The organism is Roseovarius sp., from assembly GCF_048262375.1.
Lineage (GTDB): Bacteria > Pseudomonadota > Alphaproteobacteria > Rhodobacterales > Rhodobacteraceae > Roseovarius.
This window is the reverse complement of sequence record NZ_JBLXFE010000006.1, coordinates 74,847-93,607: the sequence shown is the minus strand read 5'-3', so window position 1 is coordinate 93,607 and position 18,761 is coordinate 74,847. Positions and strand designations below refer to the sequence as shown.

General features: G+C 61.8%; 20 protein-coding genes and 1 tRNA gene. 14 read left to right on the top strand and 7 right to left on the bottom strand.

The genetic code is table 11. From position 1 onward, the window contains the following. The 4 genes from ACN0SW_RS08740 to ACN0SW_RS08725 all read left to right on the top strand — a co-directional run bounded on the left by ACN0SW_RS08740 (position 1) and on the right by ACN0SW_RS08725 (position 3,704). The gene (locus ACN0SW_RS08740; protein ID WP_417727533.1) at positions 1-1,419 is read left to right on the top strand and encodes a dihydrolipoyl dehydrogenase family protein; all 1,419 of its coding nucleotides are present in this window, start codon (positions 1-3) and stop codon (positions 1,417-1,419) included. A 27-nt stretch (positions 1,420-1,446) separates the two neighbouring features. After that, a complete protein-coding gene (locus ACN0SW_RS08735; RefSeq protein ID WP_417727532.1) occupies positions 1,447-2,838 on the top strand; it encodes a sensor histidine kinase in 1,392 nt (463 codons plus the stop codon). 56 nt (positions 2,839-2,894) lie between these two features. Then, positions 2,895-2,971 (top strand) — tRNA-Arg (locus ACN0SW_RS08730). A 382-nt stretch (positions 2,972-3,353) separates the two neighbouring features. Next, positions 3,354-3,704, top strand: a complete 351-nt coding sequence (locus tag ACN0SW_RS08725) for a TfoX/Sxy family DNA transformation protein (RefSeq protein ID WP_417727531.1) — start codon at positions 3,354-3,356, stop codon at positions 3,702-3,704. A gap of 47 nt (positions 3,705-3,751) precedes the next feature. On the opposite strand, the gene ACN0SW_RS08720 is transcribed toward ACN0SW_RS08725, so the two are convergent. The 3 genes from ACN0SW_RS08720 to ACN0SW_RS08710 are packed head-to-tail and all read right to left on the bottom strand — an operon-like array spanning position 3,752 to position 6,744. Next, a complete protein-coding gene (locus ACN0SW_RS08720) occupies positions 3,752-4,894 on the bottom strand; it encodes a trans-sulfuration enzyme family protein (protein ID WP_417727530.1) in 1,143 nt (380 codons plus the stop codon). A gap of 18 nt (positions 4,895-4,912) precedes the next feature. Further along, positions 4,913-5,647, bottom strand: coding sequence for an Asp/Glu racemase (locus tag ACN0SW_RS08715; protein ID WP_417727529.1), 735 nt, complete (start codon positions 5,645-5,647; stop codon positions 4,913-4,915). Next, positions 5,644-6,744 (bottom strand): anhydro-N-acetylmuramic acid kinase, encoded by a 1,101-nt coding sequence (locus ACN0SW_RS08710; RefSeq protein ID WP_417727528.1) that lies wholly within the window; start codon positions 6,742-6,744, stop codon positions 5,644-5,646. Before ACN0SW_RS08710 ends, ACN0SW_RS08715 begins: the two co-directional genes overlap by 4 nt. 63 nt (positions 6,745-6,807) lie before the next feature. Between ACN0SW_RS08710 and tyrS the strand changes: the two genes are divergently transcribed. Then, a complete protein-coding gene (tyrS, locus tag ACN0SW_RS08705) occupies positions 6,808-8,061 on the top strand; it encodes a tyrosine--tRNA ligase (RefSeq protein WP_417727527.1) in 1,254 nt (417 codons plus the stop codon). Between the two features lie 61 nt (positions 8,062-8,122). Here tyrS and aroB read toward each other — a convergent pair whose 3' ends face one another. Further along, positions 8,123-9,241: a 3-dehydroquinate synthase gene (gene aroB, locus ACN0SW_RS08700; RefSeq protein WP_417727526.1), complete on the bottom strand. Its 1,119-nt coding sequence runs from the start codon at positions 9,239-9,241 to the stop codon at positions 8,123-8,125. Further along, positions 9,238-9,819: a shikimate kinase gene (locus ACN0SW_RS08695; protein ID WP_417727525.1), complete on the bottom strand. Its 582-nt coding sequence runs from the start codon at positions 9,817-9,819 to the stop codon at positions 9,238-9,240. The genes aroB and ACN0SW_RS08695 overlap by 4 nt, the downstream gene beginning before the upstream one ends. Positions 9,820-9,909: 90 nt before the next feature. Here ACN0SW_RS08695 and ACN0SW_RS08690 point away from each other — a divergent pair, with 90 nt between their 5' ends. Genes ACN0SW_RS08690 through ACN0SW_RS08680 form a run of 3 tightly spaced genes read left to right on the top strand, consistent with a single transcriptional unit; the run spans position 9,910 to position 12,546 of the window. Then, the gene (locus ACN0SW_RS08690) at positions 9,910-10,059 is read left to right on the top strand and encodes a hypothetical protein (protein ID WP_417727524.1); all 150 of its coding nucleotides are present in this window, start codon (positions 9,910-9,912) and stop codon (positions 10,057-10,059) included. Next, a complete protein-coding gene (locus ACN0SW_RS08685) occupies positions 10,046-11,578 on the top strand; it encodes a hypothetical protein (protein WP_417727523.1) in 1,533 nt (510 codons plus the stop codon). The genes ACN0SW_RS08690 and ACN0SW_RS08685 overlap by 14 nt, the downstream gene beginning before the upstream one ends. Then, positions 11,575-12,546, top strand: a complete 972-nt coding sequence (locus tag ACN0SW_RS08680; RefSeq protein WP_417727522.1) for a site-specific tyrosine recombinase XerD — start codon at positions 11,575-11,577, stop codon at positions 12,544-12,546. The genes ACN0SW_RS08685 and ACN0SW_RS08680 overlap by 4 nt, the downstream gene beginning before the upstream one ends. On the opposite strand, the gene ACN0SW_RS08675 is transcribed toward ACN0SW_RS08680, so the two are convergent. Further along, positions 12,483-13,301: a metallophosphoesterase family protein gene (locus ACN0SW_RS08675; protein ID WP_417727521.1), complete on the bottom strand. Its 819-nt coding sequence runs from the start codon at positions 13,299-13,301 to the stop codon at positions 12,483-12,485. The two genes, ACN0SW_RS08680 and ACN0SW_RS08675, sit on opposite strands and share 64 nt — an antisense overlap. A 70-nt stretch (positions 13,302-13,371) precedes the next feature. On the opposite strand from ACN0SW_RS08675, the gene ACN0SW_RS08670 reads away from it, so the two are divergent. Next, positions 13,372-14,679 (top strand): HlyC/CorC family transporter, encoded by a 1,308-nt coding sequence (locus ACN0SW_RS08670; protein ID WP_417727520.1) that lies wholly within the window; start codon positions 13,372-13,374, stop codon positions 14,677-14,679. Here ACN0SW_RS08670 and ACN0SW_RS08665 read toward each other — a convergent pair. Continuing rightward, entirely contained in the window at positions 14,676-15,254 is a 579-nt protein-coding gene (locus ACN0SW_RS08665) for a hypothetical protein (RefSeq protein ID WP_417727519.1), read from the bottom strand. The two genes, ACN0SW_RS08670 and ACN0SW_RS08665, sit on opposite strands and share 4 nt — an antisense overlap. Positions 15,255-15,397: 143 nt before the next feature. Here ACN0SW_RS08665 and ACN0SW_RS08660 point away from each other — a divergent pair, with 143 nt between their 5' ends. The 5 genes from ACN0SW_RS08660 (at position 15,398) to ACN0SW_RS08640 (ending at position 18,712) form a co-directional block, all read left to right on the top strand. Next, positions 15,398-15,835, top strand: coding sequence for a TerB family tellurite resistance protein (locus tag ACN0SW_RS08660; protein ID WP_417727518.1), 438 nt, complete (start codon positions 15,398-15,400; stop codon positions 15,833-15,835). Between the two features lie 42 nt (positions 15,836-15,877). Next, complete coding sequence (locus ACN0SW_RS08655; RefSeq protein ID WP_417727517.1) at positions 15,878-16,318, top strand: TerB family tellurite resistance protein; 441 nt, start codon at positions 15,878-15,880, stop codon at positions 16,316-16,318. Continuing rightward, positions 16,315-17,070 (top strand): phosphate/phosphite/phosphonate ABC transporter substrate-binding protein, encoded by a 756-nt coding sequence (locus tag ACN0SW_RS08650; protein ID WP_417727516.1) that lies wholly within the window; start codon positions 16,315-16,317, stop codon positions 17,068-17,070. Before ACN0SW_RS08655 ends, ACN0SW_RS08650 begins: the two co-directional genes overlap by 4 nt. 123 nt (positions 17,071-17,193) lie before the next feature. Continuing rightward, a complete protein-coding gene (locus tag ACN0SW_RS08645; RefSeq protein WP_417727515.1) occupies positions 17,194-17,970 on the top strand; it encodes an ABC transporter ATP-binding protein in 777 nt (258 codons plus the stop codon). A gap of 28 nt (positions 17,971-17,998) precedes the next feature. Then, the gene (locus tag ACN0SW_RS08640) at positions 17,999-18,712 is read left to right on the top strand and encodes a transporter substrate-binding domain-containing protein (protein WP_417727514.1); all 714 of its coding nucleotides are present in this window, start codon (positions 17,999-18,001) and stop codon (positions 18,710-18,712) included. Positions 18,713-18,761: the final 49 nt, after the last annotated feature.

Genomic DNA, 18,761 nt, shown 5'->3' with positions numbered 1-18,761 from the left:
ATGACACGATTGAAAACCGATCTTCTGGTCATTGGGGCCGGATCAGGCGGACTGTCCATCGCGGCCGGCGCGGTCCAGATGGGGGCCAGCGTGATTTTGCTCGAAGGGCACAAGATGGGCGGCGACTGCCTCAATTTTGGCTGCGTGCCCTCCAAGGCGCTGATTGCCAGCGGCAAGGCGGCCTATGCCCAATCCCATGCCTCCCCCTACGGCGTGGCAGATCAGATCGCACAGGTGGACTATGCCGCCGCCAAGGATCACGTGGCAGACGTCATCGCCCAGATTGAACCCGTTGACAGTCAGGAACGGTTTGAAAAACTCGGTGTGCGCGTCATTCGGGACTATGGTGAATTCCTCTCTCCGACCGAGGTCAGGGCAGGCGCACACACCATCACCGCCCGCCGCATCGTGATCTCCACCGGCTCATCCCCCTTTGTGCCACCCATTCCGGGGCTGGAGAATGTGCCCTATGAAACCAACGAAACCCTCTTTGATCTGCGTGAGAAACCAGAGCATCTGCTCGTGGTCGGTGGCGGCCCCATCGGTATGGAAATGGCGCAGGCGCATCGGCGCTTGGGCTGCGCGGTGACGGTGATCGAAGGGGCCAAGGTTTTGGGCAATGACGATCCCGAAATGGCCGCCGTGGTGATTGACCAATTCCGCGCCGAAGGCATCCAGATCGAAGAAGGGGCCATGGCCTCCGAAATTCGCGGACAGGCCGGGGCAATAGAAATCGTCGCCAAGGATGGGCGCGTCTTCAAGGGCACGCATCTGCTGATGGCCGTGGGCCGCAAGAGCAATACCGCGCGTCTCAATCTCGGGGCAGCAGGCATCGAGACCACCAAACGCGGCATCAAGGTGGACGCCGCGATGCGGACCACCAACAAACGCGTCTATGCCATCGGGGATGTGGCGGGCGGGCTGCAATTCACCCATGTCGCGGGCTATCAGGCGGGGCTGATCATCCGTCAGGCGCTTCTGGGCCTCCCGGCTAAAAACCGCACCGATCATATCCCATGGGCCACCTATACCGATCCCGAACTGGCGCAGGTCGGCATGACCGAGGCACAGGCGCGTGCCGAACACGGCGGCAATCTCGAGGTGGTGCGCTTTCACTACAACCACAACGACCGCGCCATCGCAGAGCGCAAGACCGCGGGGCTGATCAAGGTCATGGTTGTGCGTGGTCGCCCTGTTGGCGTCTCCATCGCCGGGGCGCAGGCGGGCGAGCTGATCAATCTCTGGGCGCTGGTGCTCGCCAACCGGCTCAAGATGAAACATGTGGCCAATATGGTCGCTCCCTACCCCACCCTTGGTGAAATCAACAAACGCGCCGCCGGGGCCTATTTTTCCCCGCGTTTATTTGACAACGCAAACCTGAAACGTATCGTCGGTTTCGTGCAACGCTGGCTGCCCTAACAGCAGCCGCCCTCCGGAGGGGATATTTTGCTCAACTCACTTTCAGGACGTTTTTTGATCCTGACGGCCATATTCGTCATGCTGGCCGAGGTGCTTATCTTTGTCCCCTCGATCGCGCGATTTCGCGAAGACTACCTGATGACCCGTCTGGAACGGGCACAGATTGCGTCGCTCGTTCTTCTGGCCTCCGAAGAGGTGACCCCGGATTTGCAAGACGAACTCCTGCGCAACGCCGAGGTGTTCAATGTCGTTCTGCGCCGGAACGAGGCCCGCCAACTCATGCTGTCCTCGCCCGTCCCCCATCCCATCAGCCAGACCTTTGATCTGCGGGACGCGCCCGCCTTTACCCTGATCCATGATGCGATGCTGCGCCTTGTCACGCCCGAATCCCAGATCATCCGCGTCATCGGACAGCCGGTGCGCATGGGCGGGCTGCTGATCGAGATCACCCTCGAAACCACCGGGCTGCGCGTCGCAATGATCGACTACGGCTTGCGAATCCTCTGGCTCTCTCTGGTGATTTCCATCTTTACCGCCGTTCTGCTCTTTCTCGCGGTGCGTCTCACGCTGGTCAAACCGATCAAGCGCGTGGTCAGCGCGATGCAGGCCTACGCCGCTGCCCCCGAGGATGCCCGCCGTGTGATCCGCCCGACCTCAAGCGTCAAGGAACTGCGCGAGGCCGAAGACACGCTGCAATCGCTGCAAACCCAACTCACCGGCGCGCTCAAACAAAAGGAACATCTCGCGCAACTTGGCAGCGCCATGGCCAAGGTAAACCACGATCTGCGCAATATCCTGACATCGGCACAGCTCTTTACCGACCGGATCGAAACCAGCGACGACCCGACCGTCAAACGCCTCGCGCCAAAGCTCTTGAATTCCCTCACCCGCGCCGTGCATCTGTGCGAAGCCACGCTCGCCTATGGCAAGGCCGAAGAACCCGGCCCGACCCTTGCGCGGCTGCATCTGGCGGATGTCGTGGCCGATGTGATCGACGGTGAACGCCTCGCCGCAGGCGACGCCAATGTCAGCTTTGCCGAAGATGTGCCAAACGATCTTATCCTGCTTGCCGATGTCGAACAGCTCCACCGGATCATCGGCAATCTGGTGCGCAACGCCCGTCAGGCCATCGTCAACAGCGGTCGCCCCGGCGAGATCAGCGTCATGGCTGACGAAGACGCGGGCGAATGGATCATCCGCGTTGCGGACACCGGCCCCGGTCTGCCCGCGCGTGCGCGCGAACACCTCTTCAAACCATTTCAGGGCGGCACGACCAAGGGCGGCAGCGGTCTCGGGCTCTCCATCGCCGCAGAATTGGTGCGCGGCCATGGCGGCACCCTGTCGCTGGAACGCAGCGACGAAAATGGCACCTCCTTTTGCATCACCTTTCCCAAGGGAAATTTCGACTCCTCGATGTAATTTCTGCCAAAACGCCCTTGCAATGGTCTGCGCCAGAGTCTAGATGCTGGCCTCACGGACCGATAGCTCAGCTGGATAGAGTACTTGACTACGAATCAAGGGGTCGGGGGTTCGAATCCTCCTCGGTCCGCCACTTACCCCTTAAGATCAAGACGTTAGAAGGTGGCCGCGCAAGCGGCCCTTTTCATTTCCGCTCAGGGGTGGCGTTCGGGGCAACAGAATTACGCCGCAAACCGCGCCGCGAAAAATCGGGCGAATCTTCCAGCCCCCGATGACCCGACTCGCAACCACTCTGACATGAATATCTCTGAATGTGGCGCTCTCTGCGGACCGCCCGACCGCCCGAACCGATACGACCCGACAGCGCACGGGGCAAAGGCACATTCACGCAATGACCCGGTTTGCACGGCCCGGATTGCGACGCACAAAGGGGGCATATGCAACGTGAATTCCTACGCGCGGGATTTCAATATATGATCCGGCAGACCCCCTGCCTAACTCATGGAATGCCACCGATGCCCCTGCCCGTTTCCTCCATCCGCAACCTTGGTCCCGCCTCTGACGCAGGCTTTGCGCGTGCGGGCATCCATGACGCCGAGAGCCTGCGCGCAATGGGGGCCGACGCCGCCTATGCCGCGCTCTTGCGCGCGGGCACGCAGCCGCATTTCATCGGCTATTATGCTTTGGTGATGGGATTGCAGGGACGCCCATGGAACGACTGTCAGGGCGCGGAAAAAGCCGCCCTGCGCCTCCGGTTCGATGCGATCAAACGCCGCGTCGCCACAGAAACAGACACGGATACAGACGGGCCACACGCCGCCCTTGAGGCGATCCTGAACGAGATCGGGACAGGGTTGCGGCGCTAGATTTCGGCCCGCATACCCAAGCAGGGACAAGACGCGCCGCGCGCCACCTACCCCTCCAACGCCTGCGCCAGATCCGCGATCAGATCGCCCACATCCTCGATCCCCGCCGAGAATCGCAACAGCCCTTCGGGAATGCCGGTATGCGGCTCGATGGTGTGGCGATGCTCCACCAGACTCTCGACACCACCCAGCGATGTCGCCCGATGGAACAGCTGCAACCGCCCCGCCACGTCTAGTGCACGCTCACGCCCGCCCCGCACCACCGCCGACAAGAGATAGCCATAACCGCCACTCATCTGCCGCGTGGCGATACCGTGCCCGGCATAGCTGGCCAGCCCCGGATAATACACCGCCTCGATGTCGGCATGCGCCTCCAGATATTCGGCCAGCGTCATCGCATTCTGGCACATCCGCTCCATCCGGAGCGGCAGCGTGCGCATGCCCCGCATCAAGAGCCATGCCTCGAACGGCCCCATCACCGCGCCCGCGTCATGCCGGTCGGTCACAATCTCTTGCCACATTGCATTGCCCGGCTCGCGGCACGACAGCACCCCCGCCAGCACATCCGTATGCCCATTGAGCGCCTTGGTGCCCGAATGCATCACAATATCGGCCCCCAGATCCAGCGCCCGCGTCAGAACCGGCGTCGCCGCCGTCCCATCGACCACAAGGATCGCCCCCGCCTTATGCGCCATGCCCGCCGCCGTGGCGATATCCACCGTCTTGAGCCACGGGTTGGACGGCGTCTCGATCCACACCATATCCGCCGACGACCGGCAGGCCGCCGCCAATGCGCCGGGATCAGAGGCGTCGATTTCATCCAGCAAAATGGCCCGGCGCACACAATAGGCACGCACCCATTTCAGCGTACCCCAGTAGATGCCGTTCTGCATCACCACCCGCGCACCACTGGGCAGCGCCCGAAACACCGCCGCCACCGCCGCCATGCCCGAGGGAAACAGCAGCGTCGCCGCCGCCCCCTCCAACTGCCGGATCACCTCTTCGGCCTGCCGCACCGTGTCATTCTGATCGCGCCGATACATATTGTCAGGGCGCAGCAGCGCATAGTCGGCATCCCGTGCGTAGGTAGTGGCAAGCGAAATCCCCGGCACCACGCCACCCGTGGCGGTATCCGTGGCCCCCGCCGCCTGCGCAGCAATCGTCGCGGGCTTCAACTGATCATTCTTCATGCGTCTGTCTTTCCCTTGTCATATCTCAAAGAGCCGCCCCGGCCCCCATCCGCGCGCCCCAGCACCGGCAGAGCGCAGCATATCCCACAACAGTGCCTGATTCGACGTCACCACCGGCAGGCCCAATTCGGCCTCAACCGGCTCGATCACGCCGAATGTACGCAAATTGGTGCAACTGGCAAAGACCGCCTCGACCCCTGCAATGCGCCCCGCCTCCAGCATCGCGCGCCGCGTGCTCTCTTCGGTGATGCGCGCCACCGTCCAATCCTCTTTCTGACCGAAACTGACCGCATGCGCCACCTCGATCCCGGCCGCCGCCAGACTGGCCGCCATCGGCCCGCTGACCTCCGGCACATAGGGCGTGACCATGGCGATCCGGCTGACCCCAAGCGCATGCAGCGCGGTAATCACCGCGCGCAACGGGTTGGTGACCGGCGTGCCGGGATGCGCAAGCTGGACCAGACGCGCCACCTCATCCGACCCGATGATCGTCGCCCCAGAGGTGCAGGCATAGGCAACCGCCCCCAGATTTCGCGGCAAGAGCGCCGCCGTGCGCGTCATCTCTGGCGCCATGCTGGCCAGATCCTCGGGCGTCACATCGGCCCGCGCCGGAATGCGCGCATGCATCAGGTTGACATCGCGCCCCGCCAACACCTGACGCGCCTCATATTCCACGGTCTCATCAGTGCTGAGAACAATCATCCCCAGCCGCAGCCCCGCTCCCGCCCCCGCATCCAGATCATAATCCATCATGCCCCCTCCGGTCGACTGATCGTCCCGCCCGACACAGCGGCGCGCACCCCCGTGGTGCTGGCACAGGATGTGGGCAATCCCCGCGCCACACGCACCGCCAGATAGGCAAAGGCCTGCGCCTCTAACATATCGCCATCAAGGCCCACCGCCTCGACCGGCTCGACCGGGCAATCCAGTGCTGCGCGCAGCATCTGCATCATCACCCGGTTATGCCGCCCGCCCCCCGTCACCAGCAATCGCGCGGGCGGGCGCGGGCAATGCTCCATCCCCCGCAGCACCGCCGCCGCCGCCATGCCGGTTAGCGTGGCCACCGCATCGGCATCGCCCAGTTCTCCCACAAGCCCGATCATGTCGGCGAAAGTGTCACGATCCAGCGATTTCGGCGGCATCCGCAGGAAATAAGGCTCGTCAAGGAACAACTCCAGCGCGCCTTGCACCACCTGACCCTGCCGCGCCAGCGCGCCGTCACGATCATAGGGCGCGCCGCGCCGCGTCAGCATCAGATCATTGATCGGCGCATTGGCAGGCCCGGTGTCAAACGCCAAGAGCGCACCCGCATCCTCGGGCCGCGCATGGCCGGGATCAACCCATGTCAGATTGCCCACACCGCCAAGATTGAGAAACGCCACCGGCTCGGTTGCCTTGATCCACTTGGCACAGGCGAAATGAAAGAACGGCGCCAGCGGCGCCCCTTCGCCGCCCAGCCGGATATCGGCGCTGCGAAAATCCCACACCACAGGCAGACCCAGCCCCACGGCCAGCCGCGCCCCGTCGCCCAGTTGATGCGTGCCACGCCCCTGCGGCTCATGCGCCAGTGTCTGCCCGTGAAAGCCCACCAGCGCCGCGCCGTCAAAGCCGCTCAAAACCTCCAGATGCGTGGCCTCAACCAGCGCTTGCGCCGCCGTCAGATCCTCGCCCGGCCATTTCCCCAACGCCGCGGACAACACCGCCTGCTCCTCGGCAGAATACCCCCGATAAGCGGTTGGCCCAAAGGCGAAAATCGCCTCGCCATCGGTCTCGACCATGGCCGCATCCACCCCATCCAGAGAGGTGCCCGACATCGCCCCCAATGCCCAGAGGCGCTCTGCCTTCAACATGGCCTTTTCCTTTGCCCACCGACTGCATATACATGCCGCGCAAACCAAGCCGGGACAAGCCTTATGACCTATCACCCCAAATCCGATTTCCTGAACGTGATGATCGAGCGGGGCTATCTTGCCGACTGCACCGATTATCAGGGTTTGGACGAGGCGTTGAGTGCCGGAACCGTCACCGCTTATATCGGCTACGACGCCACGGCGAAATCCCTGCACGTCGGGCACCTCTTGAACATCATGATGCTGCGATGGCTGCAAAAGACCGGGCATCGCCCGATCACGCTGATGGGCGGCGGCACCACCAAAGTGGGCGATCCGTCGTTCCGCTCGGATGAACGCCCCTTGCTGTCACCCGCGCAGATCGACGAGAATATCGCGGGCATGAACCGCGTCTTTGCCCGCTACCTCGCTTACGGCGAGGGGCCGCAGGATGCGATGATGCTCAACAATGCCGAATGGCTCGATGGGCTAAATTACCTCGAATTCCTGCGTGACATCGGGCGGCATTTCTCGGTCAACCGGATGCTGTCGTTTGAATCGGTGAAATCGCGGCTCGACCGCGAGCAATCGCTTTCGTTCCTCGAATTCAACTACATGATCCTGCAAGCCTATGATTTTCTTGAACTGAACCGCCGCCATGGCTGTGTCCTGCAAATGGGCGGCTCGGATCAATGGGGCAATATCGTCAACGGGATCGACCTCACCCGCCGCGTCATCGACCATGAGGTGTTTGGCCTCACCTCGCCGCTCCTGACCACCTCGGACGGGCGCAAGATGGGCAAATCGGCGGGCGGTGCCGTGTGGCTTTCGGCCGACATGCTCAGCCCGTATGAATTCTGGCAGTTCTGGCGCAACACCACCGACGCCGATACCGGGCGCTTCCTCAAACTCTACACCGAACTGCCGATCGAAGAATGTGACCGTCTCGGTGCCTTGGAAGGCTCCGAAATCAACGCCGCCAAGATCATCCTCGCCAACGCGGTCACAACCCTCCTGCACGGGGCCGAGGCGGCGCAGGCGGCCGAGGCCACGGCGCGCGAGGTGTTCGAGCGTGGTGGCATCGGTGACGACCTGCCCACCGTCGAGGTGACAGCAGAGGAAGTGACCGACGGGATTTCCATCGTGCAACTCATCGTGCGCGCAGGTCTTGCCAAATCCGGCAAAGAGGCCAAGCGCCTGATCACCGAAAACGGCGCCCGGCTGGATGACGAACCGTTAACTGATGCCGGGTTGATGATCGACGCAAACGCGCTTGCCGCTCCGATCAAACTCTCCGCAGGCAAAAAGCGTCACGCGCTGATCAGGCTCGCAGAGTAAACGGGTCGTTTGATCCGTCGGGCCTTACAAAATCGCGCAGATTTTGTAAGGTCTGTAAGGGTCAGCCCCGCCCGCGCAACGCCTCACTCAGCACGTCACGCACCGCCTCCGGCGGCACATCCGAGGTGATGAATGCATCACCTATGCCGCGTGCGAGGATAAAGCGCAGCTTGCCATCGACCACTTTTTTATCCTGCCCCATGAGCGCGATCAGCCCATCAGCATTCGGCAATTCCCCTGCAATATCCGATAGATCAACCTTCATCTTCATGTCGCGAAAATGCGCCCGCACCCGGCTTGGGTCTTCTTGCGAGCACAGCCCCAACCGCGCCGACACCTCGAACGCGAGCGCACAGCCAATCGCCACACCCTCCCCATGCAAGAGCCGCGACCCATCATAGTGTGTGGCCGACTCCAACGCATGACAAAATGTATGCCCCAGATTGAGCAGCGCCCGGTCGCCCTGCTCGGTTTCATCGCGCATCACGATCTCGGCTTTCATCTCGACCGAGCGTTTCACCAGATGAATTCTAGCCGCCATATCGCCCGCCGCAGCACGTGAAGCATTGCTTTCAAGCCATTGAAAAAATGCACTATCTCCAAGCAATCCGTATTTGGCGACCTCACCATATCCGGCCAGATAATCGCGCTCCGTCAGCGTGGCCAAGACCTCGGTATCCGCCAGAACAAGGCTCGGTTGGTGGAACGCTCCGATCAGGTTCTTGCCTTGCGGCGCATTGATCCCCGTCTTGCCGCCCACAGAGCTATCGACCTGCGCCAGCAAACTGGTGGGAACCTGAACAAACCGCACGCCCCGCCGCAGCACTGCCGCCGCGAACCCCACAAGATCGCCGATCACGCCGCCGCCAAAGGCAACAACCACGTCATTTCGCTCGACTTTCTGCTCCAGCAACCACTCCACAACCCGCTCAAAATGCGGCCATGATTTGGTTGCCTCGCCTGCTGGAAGCGTCAAAGAAACCGAGGAAATCCCCATCGTTTCCAAACCCTTACAAAGCGTCTCCAAATGGAGGGGCCCGACCGTTGCATCGGTCACAATCGCTACGCGCGGCCTGCGCAACAGCGGGCTGATCAGCGCTCCCGCCTGCCGCAACAGGTCCGGCCCGATATGAATATCATACTCCCGCCCCGGCAGCCCCACATGCACGATCTCGGTCATTTAACCAACTCCAATACATCTTCCCGTTCTCTCAGCGCGTTAAGCACTTGCTCGGCCATCGCCTCGACACTGTATTCGGGCCGCGCGCGCACCCGGATTTCCGCCAGCGCATAGATCGGCACGCGGGCGTGATAAATCTCGGACAGGGTTTCATAAGGATGAGCTGTGCGCAGTAACGGTCTGGTATTCTTACCTTTTACCCGAGACCACAACAGCGGCAACGCCGCATCGAGCCAGACCGACACCCCCTTGCGCGATACCAGTTCGCGATTGCGCTCGGCCAAAAACGCACCGCCCCCGGTCGACAGAATCGCACTTGGCCCATCCAGCAAGCGGTCGATCACCTCGGTCTCCCGCGCCCGAAAGAAAGCCTCACCATCCCTTTGAAATATCTCGGAAATCGCCATATTGGCGGCCTTCTCTATCTCGGCATCCGAATCAACGAACGGCACACCGATACGTGCCGCCAGCGCCTTGCCCACGGCCGTCTTACCAGCACCCATCATCCCCACCAGCACGACGGTCTTGCCCAATTTCCAATGCCCCTTGGCCGGCACTTTCGGCGCTCCCTTGCCCATTCACAAAGTTTTTCACTCAATGACGTGATCTTGCGCGAAATGCCAGTTATAACTTGGGAAAAACAACAGACAAATCAGGCAGGGAATGATATGTTGCGATTGATCAAATGGCTGTTTTATCTGGCCATTCTGGGGTTTGTCGCCCTTTTGGCTTATGCCTATATCGGCCCATTTTTTGGCGCAGACTTCTCTCCCACCCAAAACGAGATTCGTCAGGACATCATTCTTGAAACGGATTAGCGCGGCTTTTTTCCTGGGGGTCTGTACGGCGGGCGCTGTCGGGGCGCAGCAACCTCTTTCCGCCATCGACTGGCTTGATCAGGCCAGCACCGCCGCAGTGACCACCGCCCCACGCACCATCCCGACAGAACCGCCCCCCGCAGAGACAGTGGATGTGCCCTCCGTGATCGTGACAGCGCTTGACGCCCCGCGCACCGATGCGGTCGGGCTACTGCCAAGCACCACCACCGGCCTGCCCGCATCTATCTGGGAAAAAAGCACAAATCAGAACCTCATCCGCGCCTTGGCCCGGCTAGAACCAGAGCCTCTGCCCGCCATTCAGGCGCTCTATTATACTCTCCTTCTGGCCGAGGCGAATGCGCCACTCGATGCCGGATCAAAGGCGGAATTCCTTCAGGCAAGGCTGTCCGCCCTGCGCGCCTTTGGTGCGATTGAGCCGGCGCTGGCCCTGGCAGAACGCGCGGGTCCCGCGACCCCCGCCTTGTTTGACCAGTGGTTAGACTTGGCGCTCTTGCTTGGCCAAGAGGATGCGGCTTGCGGGGCGCTCAGCCGTCAACCGCACCTGACCTCTGATATCAGCGCCCGGATTTATTGCGCCGCGCGCAACGGGGATTGGGATACCGCCGCGCTTACCTATCACAGCGCCGCCGCTCTTGGCACCCTGTCAGACACCGATGCGACCCTGCTTGCGCTCTATCTGGAGCCCGCGTTGATTGACGAAACAGAACCGCCCGAACCGCCGCAAAACCTTAGCGCATTACAATTTCGTCTGTTCGAGGCGATCGGCACAGCCCTGCCCACCCACAATCTGCCGCGCCCCTTCGCCATGGCGGATTTACGTGGCAATTCCGGCTGGAAGGCGGAGATCGAGGCGGCGGAACGCCTCGCGCGCACCGGGGCTGTGCCCGGATCGCGCCTGCTCGGTCTCTATACCGCACGCCGCCCTGCAGCCTCGGGCGGGGTCTGGGACCGGGTTGCGGCCGTGCAGGCGCTCGATCTGGCCCTGAGTGAGGGCGTGACCTCAGATCTGGCCGCAGCCTTGTCAGCAGCTTGGCGCGCCGCCCGCGATGAGCATCTCGAAGTGGTCTTCGCAGAACTGTTCGCCGCGCGCCTTGCATCGTTTGAAATTCCGATGAGCATTAGATCACAAGTCTTTGATTTAAGTATTCTTTCAGAAAGGTACGAACAGGCTGGAAACCTTGTATCAAACCCCAAGGCGGCCCAGAACTTCCTGATTGCGACGGCCAGCGGCACCCCCGCGCCAGAGACCGCACGCACCCCGCTCCAAAGCGCAATCGCCGCTGGCTTCGCCCGCGACCATCCGTCGCCGGACCATCAGGCGCTGATTGACGCGGGCCGCTTGGGCGAGGCAATCTTGGCCGCCGCCCGGCAAATCGGTCGTGGCGACGCGGCCCGTGACGATCTGACCGGCGCACTCGCCACTCTGCGCGCCCTCGGGCTAGAGGACACCGCTCGACGCGCAGCCCTGCAACTGCTCCTGCTGGAGCGGCGCGGATGACCCGCGATGCGGCGTGGGTCGATCTCTTTCTCGAGGCGCAATCGGCCGAGCTTGGGGCAGCGAAAAACACCATCCTGGCCTATGCGCGCGACCTGAGAGACTTTGCAGATTGGGTTAAAATTCAATGCCTTAACCTGTCTAACCTCATGCAATCTGATATTGAATCCTACCTCGTGCATTGCGATGCCCAAGGGCTGTCACGGGCCACGCGGGCCCGCAGGCTCTCCGCGATCCGGCAACTGTATCGCTTTGCCTTCGAGGAACGGCTGCGCGCCGACAACCCTGCCATCCGCATCAAGGGACCGGGCAAGGCGCAACGTCTGCCCAAGACCCTCTCCGAAGACGAGGTCAGCCGCCTGCTAGACGCGGCCCCGAACCACGGGCGCACCCCGTCCGAGCGTTGTCGCAACGCCTGCCTCATGGCGCTGCTCTATGCCACTGGCATGCGCGTGAGCGAGTTGGTGTCGCTCCCAACCGCTGCGGCGCGGGGCGATCCGCGAATGCTGCTGGTGCGCGGCAAAGGGGGCAAGGAACGGATGGTGCCGCTCTCTCCCCCTGCACGCACGGCGTTGGCTGACTGGCTGGCCCTGCGCGATGCCGACGAAACCGTGCGGCGCGCCAAAGGGCATGCCGCCTCGCCCTATCTCTTTGCGTCAAGCGGTGCGTCCGGGCATCTGACCCGCCACAGATTTTACCTTTTGATCAAAGAGATCTCAGTCAAAGCTCAGGTAGATCCTGATAAGGTTACACCCCATACGCTGCGCCATGCCTTTGCCACGCATCTCTTGGCCAATGGCGCCGATTTGCGGGTAATTCAGACACTTTTGGGCCATGCCGATGTGGCCACCACCGAAATTTACACCCACGTCCTGGAGGCGCGCTTGCAAGCCTTGGTGCTAGAGCATCACCCGTTGGCACAGGCCGCCCGGCGCAAGACCGGTGGCAACACATCCTCCGACGGCCAATAACCGCTCAGCAACGCGCGGTCATAGCCCTGTACCAGCCCGACCGCCTGCATCGCCGCATGCGCGGCGCAGTGATCATAGGGCAAGCGGTGGAATGCGATGCCGCGCGGTCCCAGCACGGCAAACCCGGTCTCGACCCGGCCATCATGCGGCGGCATGCCAATGGCCCCGGCATTGATCCAGTCCACCGTCCCGACCCGCCGCTGAAACATAAGCCCTGAATGCCCCGAGAACACCATATCAACCGGGCCCGCAACCTCTTGAATAAGCGCGATTTCTTCCACAAATACCGCCTCATCAGACACACGCCAGACAAACCGGCTCACATCCGACATACCGCCATGGATCACCGCCGCCCGCCGCCCCGAATGGGAAAAAAGCATCAGATCCGGCAGCCCCGCCATCCACTCCCGCGCCTCGGCCCCAACCGACCGATTGGCATGGCCATACCAGCCCCCCGACAACAGATCACAGTGCGTGCCCGCGTCAAACCCACAGCCACAATCCAGCGCGTTCCGCGCCAGTTGCCGCTCGCAATTGCCCGCAAGCACGGCACAGCCCGCAGCACGGATTGCTTCCACGGTTTGCGCGGGTTGCGCGCAATAGGCCACCACATCGCCGGTGCAAATCATCCGCTCGGGCGCAATCCCCAGTTCCTTGGCCCGCGCAAACAGCGCCTGCGTCGCCTGCAGATTGGAATAGGGCCCGCCAAAGACCAGGACTGGGCCGGTGATCTCTCCCAAATCCGCGATGCGCATCGCCTTTGCTCCCTTGAATGCGAAGGGCATAAACCCCATAACCCGATAAACTAAGAGGGACCGCTCAAAGATGGAAGCCGCGCCAAGCGCAATCGACCTGACATTTTGGATCACCTGCGGTGCGATCGTCGCCCTTCTCGTCATGTCCGCTTATTTCTCTGGCAGCGAAACGGCGCTCACCGCCGCCTCTCGTGGGAAATTGCGCGCTCAGGCCGAAAAGGGCTCGCGCGGGGCTGAAACCGCGCTGCGGATCACCGAGGACAACGAACGGCTGATCGGTTCGGTGCTCTTGGGCAACAACATGGTCAACATTCTGGCGGCGTCTTTGGCCACCGCCCTGTTCACCCGCCTCTTTGGCGAGAGCGGCGTGGCGCTGGCGACACTGGTGATGACCCTTCTGGTGCTGATCTTTGCCGAGGTACTGCCGAAAACCTATGCCATCACCAATGCCGAGGCCGCCGCCGCGCGCACCGCCCCGCTGATCGTCTGGGTGATCAAGATTTTTTCACCGATCGTCACCGCCGTGCGTTGGTTCGTGCGCCGGGTTCTGGCGCTCTTTGGCGTTCAGACCGATCCGGACAGTCATATCCTCGCGGTGCGTGAAGAAATCGCAGGCGCGCTTTATCTGGGGCAATCCGAAGGCGTGGTTGAGAAAGAAGACCGTGACCGAATCCTCGGCGCGCTTGATCTGGGCGAACGCGCGGTTGAGGAAATCATGCTCCATCGCTCCCGGATCGAGATGATCAATGCCGAGGCAGAGCCCGAAGCGATCCTCGATCAATGCCTCAAGAGCAATCACACCCGTTTGCCGCTGTATCGCGATGATCCCGACAACATCATCGGCGTGGTGCATGCCAAGGATCTCTTGCGCGCCATTCACAAGCAGATCACCTCATCCGAACAGGGGGTTGCAACCCTCAAGGATTTCGACGTGTGCAGCATCGCCCGCAAACCCTATTTCGTGCCGGAAACCACCACGCTTGACGATCAGATGCGGCAATTTCTGCGCATGCGCAGCCATTTTGCATTGGTCGTCGACGAATATGGCACGCTTCAGGGACTGATCACCCTCGAGGACATTCTTGAGGAAATCGTGGGCGAGATCACCGATGAATTTGACCCCGACGCAGAACATCCGATCCGCAAGACCGAGGACAATCAATTCCTCGTCGATGGGGCCATGACCATCCGCGATCTCAACCGCGCCAATGACTGGACCCTGCCCGACGATGCCGCCAATACCGTCGCAGGGCTGGTGATCCATGAGGCACAGATGATCCCCAAGGTGGATCAGGTCTTTATCTTTCACGGCTTTCGGTTTCAGGTCATGTCCCGCAAGGACAACCGCATCACCAAGCTCAAGGTGCGTAAACTCTAGCCGCGCGGTTCCTTGAACTTCAACGCATCGCGATCCACGCGCAACCTGATAAGAGGGCGCAGAAAATCGCGCAACAGGCTTGGGCGTGCGCCTTTAGCGGCGGTGGTGTCGCGCCGCAGACGCAGATCGTCCTGCAACATCGGCGCAAGGATGCCTTCACTCAAGATCCAGCGGCCTCGCCGCCCTTCGGCGCGGTCGGCCTCTTGAAATCCCAACCAATTCGACAGCTTGGTCTGACAGCGCAAAACATGCGCCGGATGAATAAGGTAGAACCCGCTGTTGACCCGCTGACAGATATTGTCGAGCACCCGCGCCACGCCGCGATAATCCGCCGGCACATGGCTCTTGGGCATATAATTGAACCGGGTCGGTTCGCCGTTGAAAAACACCGTCAGAGCGGTGCCAAGATCAATCTCGCGCTGCGCCATGACCCAGCCCAGAACCGGCTCAGCCTGCCGCGACCAGTCATAGGTTGCAGCCGCCTCGCGGAGTGCCGCAGGGGGTAGCGATCGCAAATGGTCGATCTGCTGTGCAACGGGGCTTGCGGACCAGTCAAACGGATCGGAATGTGGCATCGTTGACTCCGCAACAAACTCGAAAATTACAGGATGTTCCTCTGAGATCGGAAAGTGCGCTTTCTGCGGAACAACTGTGACACGATTTGGGCAACAGCGAAAATTTGCTTGGGAGCCGCCGGTTTAGCGGATATATTTGCCGCATGTTAAGCCGCATCCTGCATGCCTTTTCGGCACCCAAACCGGCGCCCTTACCAGAGCCAGATAACAAACTGGCCTTGGCCGCGCTCATGGTCCGGGTGGCGAAATCCGACCACCGCTACGAACTTGTGGAAATCAAACGAATCGACCGCCTTCTGGCGCGGCTTTATGGTCTTGGTCCGGTCGAGGCCGCAAAAATGCGCGCGCTTTCTGAACGGCTGGAACATGCGGCACCACAGACCGATCACTTTGGCCATATCATCCGCGAAACGGTTAGCCTCGAGGCCCGCCTTGGCGCGCTCGAGGCGCTGTGGGAGGTGGTTTTGTCCGACGGGGCGAGCCAACCCGAAGAGCTGCAAGTGATTGATGCCGCCCGCGAGGCAATGGGCCTCAGCCATGCCGACAGTGACGCCGCGCGCGCGCTGGCCGAAGCACAGTAATTCCCCATTGGCGCGCGTTACGCAGCGCCCTATACCTGAGCCATGTTTGCAGATTTCCTGAAGCGGCTGATCCAACCAGCCCCCGAGCCCTTGACCGGCGGCGATGCCCGTCTGGCGCTCTGTGCCCTCCTCGTGCGCGTCGCGCGCACCGACGGAAAATATTCCGCCTCCGAGATCATCCGGATCACCCGGATCATCTCGGCCCGCTACGGCCTGCCACAACCGCAGGCCGAAGCATTGCGCCAACAGGCGGAAACACTCGAGAGCCAGGCCCCCGACACGGTCCGCTTCACCCGCGCGGTCAAGGATGCGGTGCCGCACGAGGATCGCATGGGCGTGATCGAGGCTCTGTGGCAGGTGGCGCTGGCCGATGGCCATCGCGAAGCGGAAGAAGACGCGCTGTTGCGGCTGGTCTCCAGCCTCTTGGGGATCAGCGATCAGGACAGCGCCCGCGCGCGGCAACGCATCATGAGCCAAGAATGATTGTCAGCCTTCCGATGTATGACCGCCCCGAAACGGCGGCAGCCAATGATGCACTCTGGCAGGGCCTGCGCGCCGCGCTTGGTCAGGGGCCGGAAACCCTCAACCGCGACGGGGCGATCTGGGACCACTGGCTTAGCCCGGATCTCTTGCTGTCACAAACCTGCGGATATCCTTACCGCGCTCGGCTGCATGGCCACGTCACGCTGGTCGGCAGCCCGGTTCTGGCTCTGCCCGATTGTCCGCCGGGGCTATACTACAGCGTATTTGTCGTCCGTGCCGATGACCCGCGCGAGCGCCCCGAGGATTTCGCCACCGCGTGCCTTGCCTATAATGACGCGCTCTCGCAATCGGGCTGGGCCGCACCGCAAAACTGGGCCGCTGCGCGCGGTTTCGCCTTTGACAATCCGGTCCCTACCGGCGCGCACCGCGCCTCGGCCATCGCGGTGGCCGAAGGGCGCGCCGACATCGCCGCGCTCGACGCGCTCAGCTGGCAGATGATGCAGGCGTTTGACCCGTTCCCCAACCGCCTGCGTGTGTTGGGCCGGACCGATCCCACCCCGGCCCTGCCGTATATCACCGCACTCGGGCGCGACGCCGGGCACCTGCGCGCGGCGCTGAACGATGCGATCACCGCGCTCCCCGCCCCCTTGCGCACCATCCTTGGGTTGGCCGGCATCACCCATATCCCGGAACAGGATTACCTTGCTCTGCCCAATCCCGCGCCACCACCTGTACCACGGCCTTCGAAATGATCTGACGGCGCGTCAAATTGCACAAACCGCACCCCAATCGCCCGTTTTGCAAGTTGCATCAGCCCGTTTTTTCGGCCCTATTGTCACTGAACCGCCAAAACTCCTCCAAAACGGAAGCAGCCCTTGTCTGAGACACCCCCGGTCATAGAGATCCGCAATCTGCACAAGGCATACGGCGCGCTTGAGGTTATCAAGGGGGTCGATATTGCCGCCAGACGGGGCGATGTCGTCTCGCTCATCGGTTCTTCCGGCTCTGGCAAATCCACAATTCTGCGCTGCGCCAACCTGCTAGAGGACAGCCAACAGGGCGATATCCTCTTCAAGGGCGAGCCGGTGCAGTGGAAAGGCGAGGGTCTCAACCGCCATCCGGCCGATCCTGCGCAGGTGCTGCGCATTCGCACCAACCTGAGCATGGTGTTTCAACAATTCAATCTCTGGTCGCACATGACCATCCTGCAAAATGTGATGGAGGCCCCGGTAACCGTTCTGGGACTTGACAGAGCCAAGGTCGAGGCCTCCGCGCGCAAGCATCTCGACAAGGTGGGGATTGGCGATAAATGTGATGCCTTTCCTGCGCAACTCTCGGGTGGCCAGCAACAGCGCGCCGCCATCGCCCGCGCCCTGTGCATGGAACCAGAGGCCCTGCTGTTTGACGAACCCACTTCGGCGCTTGATCCGGAACTGGAACAAGAGGTGATCCGCGTCATCAAGGATCTGGCCAATGAGGGCCGCACCATGATGATCGTCACCCATGATATGAAAATGGCCGCTGACGTCAGCGACCATGTCGTGTTCCTGCATCAGGGGCTGATCGAGGAACAGGGCCCGCCCGACACCCTCTTTGGCGCTCCAAAATCCGAACGCCTGCAACAATTCCTCAGCTCGACCAATCCGGGCTGAGGCGACCAACCAACCAAGGGAGACAACAATGAATAAACTGCTACTCACAACCGCCGCTCTCGCCCTCTCGACCGGCTTTGCCATGGCCGACACCGTCCGTCTGGGTACCGAAGGCGCCTACCCTCCGTATAACTTCATCAACGACAAGGGCGAGGTTGATGGCTTTGAGCGGGAACTTGGCGACGAGCTGTGCAAACGCGCGGAACTGACCTGTGAATGGGTCACCAACGATTGGGACAGCATCATTCCCAACCTCGTTTCCGGCAACTATGACGTGATCATCGCCGGTATGTCGATCACCGATGAGCGCGATCAGGTCATCGACTTTACGCAGAACTATACCCTGCCCGACCCCTCGGCCTATTTGGCCACCTCGGCAGATGTTGACGTGAAAACAGCCGTGATCGCCGCACAGACCGGTACGATTCAGGCCTCGTTTGTTGCCGCAAGCGGTGCCACTCTGGTGGAATACGCAACCCCGGAAGAGACCGTCGCCGCCGTGCGCAACGGCGAGGCTGATGCGGTTCTGGCCGACCGCGCCTTTCTTCTCCCAATCGCGCAGGAAGATGCCGGTCTCGAAATGCTTGAACAGATGGAAGTGATCGGTGGCGGCGTTGGTCTGGGTGTGCGCGAGAGCGACGCCGAGCTGAAAGCCACGCTTGATGCCGCGATCCAGTCGATGAAAGACGATGGCACCCTGAACGCCATGATCGAGAAATGGGAAATCGGTCTGACCTTCTGATCACGTCCTGCGGCGGGGCCATAGCCGGCCCCGCCCTTTCCCGATAAGG

Excerpts from the sequence above, each read along its gene's own strand:
- ACN0SW_RS08740 (WP_417727533.1), top strand. The coding sequence starts at position 1 with ATGACACGATTGAAAACCGATCTTCTGGTCATTGGGGCCGGATCAGGC.
- ACN0SW_RS08725 (WP_417727531.1), top strand. The coding sequence starts at position 3,354 with ATGCCCCTGCCCGTTTCCTCCATCCGCAACCTTGGTCCCGCCTCTGAC.
- ACN0SW_RS08720 (WP_417727530.1), bottom strand. The coding sequence starts at position 4,894 with ATGAAGAATGATCAGTTGAAGCCCGCGACGATTGCTGCGCAGGCGGCG.
- ACN0SW_RS08715 (WP_417727529.1), bottom strand. The coding sequence starts at position 5,647 with ATGATGGATTATGATCTGGATGCGGGGGCGGGAGCGGGGCTGCGGCTG.
- ACN0SW_RS08710 (WP_417727528.1), bottom strand. The coding sequence starts at position 6,744 with ATGTTGAAGGCAGAGCGCCTCTGGGCATTGGGGGCGATGTCGGGCACC.
- tyrS (WP_417727527.1), top strand. The coding sequence starts at position 6,808 with ATGACCTATCACCCCAAATCCGATTTCCTGAACGTGATGATCGAGCGG.
- aroB (WP_417727526.1), bottom strand. The coding sequence starts at position 9,241 with ATGACCGAGATCGTGCATGTGGGGCTGCCGGGGCGGGAGTATGATATT.
- ACN0SW_RS08695 (WP_417727525.1), bottom strand. The coding sequence starts at position 9,819 with ATGGGCAAGGGAGCGCCGAAAGTGCCGGCCAAGGGGCATTGGAAATTG.
- ACN0SW_RS08690 (WP_417727524.1), top strand. The coding sequence starts at position 9,910 with ATGTTGCGATTGATCAAATGGCTGTTTTATCTGGCCATTCTGGGGTTT.
- ACN0SW_RS08680 (WP_417727522.1), top strand. The coding sequence starts at position 11,575 with ATGACCCGCGATGCGGCGTGGGTCGATCTCTTTCTCGAGGCGCAATCG.
- ACN0SW_RS08675 (WP_417727521.1), bottom strand. The coding sequence starts at position 13,301 with ATGCGCATCGCGGATTTGGGAGAGATCACCGGCCCAGTCCTGGTCTTT.
- ACN0SW_RS08670 (WP_417727520.1), top strand. The coding sequence starts at position 13,372 with ATGGAAGCCGCGCCAAGCGCAATCGACCTGACATTTTGGATCACCTGC.
- ACN0SW_RS08665 (WP_417727519.1), bottom strand. The coding sequence starts at position 15,254 with ATGCCACATTCCGATCCGTTTGACTGGTCCGCAAGCCCCGTTGCACAG.
- ACN0SW_RS08660 (WP_417727518.1), top strand. The coding sequence starts at position 15,398 with ATGTTAAGCCGCATCCTGCATGCCTTTTCGGCACCCAAACCGGCGCCC.
- ACN0SW_RS08655 (WP_417727517.1), top strand. The coding sequence starts at position 15,878 with ATGTTTGCAGATTTCCTGAAGCGGCTGATCCAACCAGCCCCCGAGCCC.
- ACN0SW_RS08650 (WP_417727516.1), top strand. The coding sequence starts at position 16,315 with ATGATTGTCAGCCTTCCGATGTATGACCGCCCCGAAACGGCGGCAGCC.
- ACN0SW_RS08640 (WP_417727514.1), top strand. The coding sequence starts at position 17,999 with ATGAATAAACTGCTACTCACAACCGCCGCTCTCGCCCTCTCGACCGGC.